Source organism: Methylobacterium sp. WL116, from assembly GCF_008039455.1.
Lineage (GTDB): Bacteria > Pseudomonadota > Alphaproteobacteria > Rhizobiales > Beijerinckiaceae > Methylobacterium.
Window position 1 is genome coordinate 1 of sequence record NZ_VRUV01000441.1, and the last position, 3833, is coordinate 3833.

Sequence of the window (3833 nt, forward strand, 5' to 3'; positions counted from 1 at the left end):
ACGCCAGCCTGCTCGCCCGCGCGCCGCGGGCGGGCGACCTCGCCCTGGTCTCGCAATCGGGCACGGTCGCCGGGGCGATCGTCGAGTGGGGCGCCCGGCACGGGGCCGGGTTCTCGGCGGTGATGGCGCTCGGCAGCGCCTGCGACGTCGACATCGCCGACTGCCTCGACCACTTCGCCAACTGCCTGCGCACCCGGGCGATCCTGCTGTGCCTCGACGGGGTGTCGGACGCCCGCCGCTTCATGTCCGCCGCCCGCGCCGCCGCGCGCACCAAGCCGGTGGTGATCCTGCGCGCCGGCCGCCATGCCCGCGACGGGCGGAACCCCGAGACCCATACCGGCGCCCTGGCCCGGCCCGACGCGGTCTACGCCGCCGCGTTCCGCCGGGCGGGCCTGCTCGCGGTCGAGGATCTCGACGCGATGTTCTCGGCCGCCGAGACCCTGTCGCACCAGCGCCCGTTCGCGGGCAAGCGCCTCGCGATCCTCACCAACGGCCGCGGCATCGGCCTGCTCGCCGCCGACCGGCTCGCCGACCGCGGCGGCGTCCCGGCGGACGGGCCGGTGGTCGATCTCGGCATCACCGCCGACGGGCCGGCCTACGCCGCCGCCCTCGCGCCGATGCTGGCCGACCATGCCGGCGACGCGGTGCTGACCGTCCACGTCCCCACCGCCCGCTCGGACGCGGCCGCGGTGGCGCAGGCCGTCGCCGACACGGTGACGCGGGCGCGGCGCGGGCAGGCGCGCAAGAAGCCGGTCTTCGCGGTGTCCCACGGCGAGGCGGCCGCGGCGATCCTGGCCGGCGCCGGCATCCCGCACTTCGCCACCGATTCCGAGGCGATCGAGGGCTTCCTGCACCTGGTGCGCTACCGCGAGGCGCAGGACGACCTGATGCGCACGCCGGATTCGCTGCCGCGCGGCTCGAGCGCGCCGGCTGGCGCACGCACCCGACCCCGGCGAGCGGCGACCAGGGCGCCGACATCGTCGCCGAGCAGGGCCGCACCCGCCTCGTCGTGCAGTGCAAGCGCTACGGCCGCCCGGTCGGCAACGCCGCGGTGCAGGAGGCGGCCGCCGCCGCCCGCTACTGGTCCGGCGACATGGCCGCCGTGGTCACGAATGCCGGCTTCACCCCCGCCGCCCGCAAGCTCGCCGCCGCCACCGACGTGCTGCTGCTGCACCACGACGATCTCGACGACCTGCGCCCGATGCGGACCGTCCTGGCCGCGCGGGGCTGACGGCTCTTCTCCTCTTCCCTCCCCCGACGGATCTTGGGCTTGCCCGAGGTCCGCACCCCGTGTGCCCAAGTCGGGCAGGCCCGACTTGGGTGCGGGGGAGGGAAAGACGCGTCGCGTGCGCCCCTAGAACAGCCCGTCGATCTGGCCGTTCGCGTCGAGGCGGATCGTGTCGGCGGCCGGCACCCGCGGCAGGCCCGGCATGGTCATGATCTCTCCGCAGATCACCACGACGAAGCCGGCCCCGGCCGAGAGGCGCACGTCGCGCACCGCGACCACGTGGCCCTCGGGGGCGCCGATCAGGGTCGGGTCGGTCGAGAACGAGTATTGGGTCTTGGCCATACAGACCGGCAGGTGGCCGTAGCCGTCCTTCTCGAAGGTGGCGAGCTTGCCCGCCGCCTTGGACTCGATCTGGATGTCGGCGGCGCCGTAGAGCTTGGTCGCGATCGCCTTGACCTTGTCCGACAGCTTGGCCTCGGCCTCGTAGGTGTAGGCGATCGGCTTCGGCGCGCCCTGGGAGAGCGCCACCACCGCATGGGCCAGGGCCTCGGCGCCGGCGCCGCCCTCCGCCCAGTGCTTGCAGGTGATCGCCTCGACGTCGAGGCGTTCGCGACAGAGGTCGCGCAGCTTGGCGTGCTCGGCATCGGTGTCGGCGTGGAAGTGGTTGACCGCCACCACCACCGGCAGGCCGAAGCCGCGCACGTTGGCGACATGGCGCGCCAGGTTGGCGAACCCCTTCTCGAGGGCGTCGACGTTCTCGGCCCCGAGGTCCTTCTTGTTGACCCCGCCGTGCATCTTCAGCGCCCGCACCGTGGCGACGATGACCACCGCGGACGGCGACAGGCCGGCCTGCCGGCACTTGATGTCCAGGAACTTCTCCGCGCCGAGGTCGGCGCCGAAGCCGGCTTCCGTCACGGTGTAGTCGGCGAGCCTGAGGCCGGCGCGGGTGGCGATCACCGAGTTGCAGCCGTGGGCGATGTTGGCGAAGGGGCCGCCGTGGATCAGCGCCGGGTTGCCCTCCAGCGTCTGCACCAGGTTCGGCTGCAGCGCGTCCTTCAGCAGCACCGTCATCGCGCCGGTGGCCTTGACGTCCTTCAGGGTCACGAGCTTGCGGTCGCGGGTCTCGGCGACGACGATGCGGCCGAGGCGCTCCTCGAGGTCGGCGAGGTCCTTGGCGAGGCAGAACACCGCCATGACCTCGGAGGCCACGGTGATGTCGAAGCCGTCTTCCCGCGGAAACCCGTTGGCGACGCCGCCGAGCGACTGGGTGATCGCGCGCAGCGCCCGGTCGTTCATGTCGACGACCCGGCGCCAGTGGATGCGGCGCACGTCAATGTTGAGCTCGTTGGCCCAGTAGACGTGGTTGTCGATCAGCGCCGCGGCGAGCGCGTGCGCCGAGGTGATGGCGTGGAAGTCGCCGGTGAAGTGCAGGTTGATCTGCTCCATCGGCACGACCTGGGCCTTGCCGCCGCCGGCCGCGCCGCCCTTCATGCCGAAGCAGGGCCCGAGCGAGGGCTCGCGCAGGCAGATCATGGTCTTCCGGCCGATGCGGTTCAGCGCGTCGCCGAGGCCGACCGTCGTCGTGGTCTTGCCCTCGCCCGCCGGGGTCGGCGAGATCGCGGTGACGAGGATCAGCTTGCCCTCGGGCTTGCCCTCGAGCCCGCCGATGAAGCCGTGATCTAGCTTGGCGATGTGCTTGCCGTAATTGTGCAGGGCGTCGTCGGGGATGCCGAGCTTCTCGGCGACCTGCGCGATCGGCTGCAACGTCGCCGCGCGGGCGATCTCGATGTCGGAGGGCATGGTTTCCTCAACCTTTGGCACGAGGGCGTCGTGTGGCGTCCGGTTTTGTCCGCGACGTCCGTTCAAGCCGGCGTTGTGCCGTGCGACGGGCGCAAGACCAAGCGCAACGCCCGGCCGATTCCGACATTTTGCGTCAGCTCCGGTCGAAAAGCGCGTCGAAATTATTCGCTGCGCCGACAAATTCGATTTGGCGCGCCTTCAGCCGGTCATCGCGGTGGCGGTGTAGCCGGCCTTGGTCAGCGCCTCGGCCAGCACGAGGCTCTGGGCCGACGTCCGGATCGCGACGCGCTCATGCGCCCGGTCGACCGCGACCTCCGCCGCCGGATCGATCCGCTGGACGATGCGGCGCACCGACGCCTCGCACCCGCCGCAGGTCATGCCCTCGACCCGCATCAGAAGTTCGCCCTGCGCGTCCATGCCGTCGCTCCGTCGATCGATCGCCTGCCACCGATCTCGGGCGCCGGGCCGGGCGCGGCAAGGGCGGAGCAGGGCGAGGATTGGGCGCGCGAGGCCGCAAGCGGGCGAAGAAACTTCCGGATGTCACACTCGCGGAAAACCGCCGCGCCGGCTCACCTGCGCGCTTGCGGCCCCGCGGGCCCTCGGCGACAAAAGGGCTCCGCGGCCCCGATCAGGCAGGCCCGGGCTCCCCCCGAATCCAGGCAAGAAGGCACCCGTGGCGAACCGACCCACAGCCCGGAGGATCGGCCGGCATGCGGGCCTGTGGTCGATGGGTCTGCTCGGCCTCGTTGCGCTCGCGCCGCTCGCCGCCCTGATGCCCACGGTCGGCGCGCTCGCGCTCGGGGGG

Annotated in this window: 2 protein-coding genes and 2 pseudogenes; 2 read left to right on the forward strand and 2 right to left on the reverse strand. The window is 72.5% G+C overall.

Annotated features, from left to right (window positions below; genetic code table 11):
* A pseudogene (locus FV223_RS32015) lies at positions 1-914 on the forward strand (GNAT family N-acetyltransferase); the annotation flags it as partial.
* An 11-nt stretch (positions 915-925) separates the two neighbouring features.
* Positions 926-1231 (forward strand): annotated as a pseudogene (locus tag FV223_RS32020) (restriction endonuclease); the annotation flags it as partial.
* A gap of 123 nt (positions 1232-1354) precedes the next feature.
* Here the strand turns inward: FV223_RS32020 and FV223_RS22330 are convergent.
* Positions 1355-3028, reverse strand: a complete 1674-nt coding sequence (locus tag FV223_RS22330) for a formate--tetrahydrofolate ligase (protein WP_147729048.1) — start codon at positions 3026-3028, stop codon at positions 1355-1357.
* Between the two features lie 198 nt (positions 3029-3226).
* Positions 3227-3445, reverse strand: a complete 219-nt coding sequence (locus tag FV223_RS22335; RefSeq protein ID WP_147729049.1) for a heavy-metal-associated domain-containing protein — start codon at positions 3443-3445, stop codon at positions 3227-3229.
* Positions 3446-3833: the final 388 nt, after the last annotated feature.

Bases quoted from the DNA above. Each gene is read 5' to 3' on its own strand.
- FV223_RS22335 (WP_147729049.1), bottom strand. From the start codon at position 3,445: ATGGACGCGCAGGGCGAACTTCTGATGCGGGTCGAGGGCATGACCTGC.
- FV223_RS22330 (WP_147729048.1), bottom strand. From the start codon at position 3,028: ATGCCCTCCGACATCGAGATCGCCCGCGCGGCGACGTTGCAGCCGATC.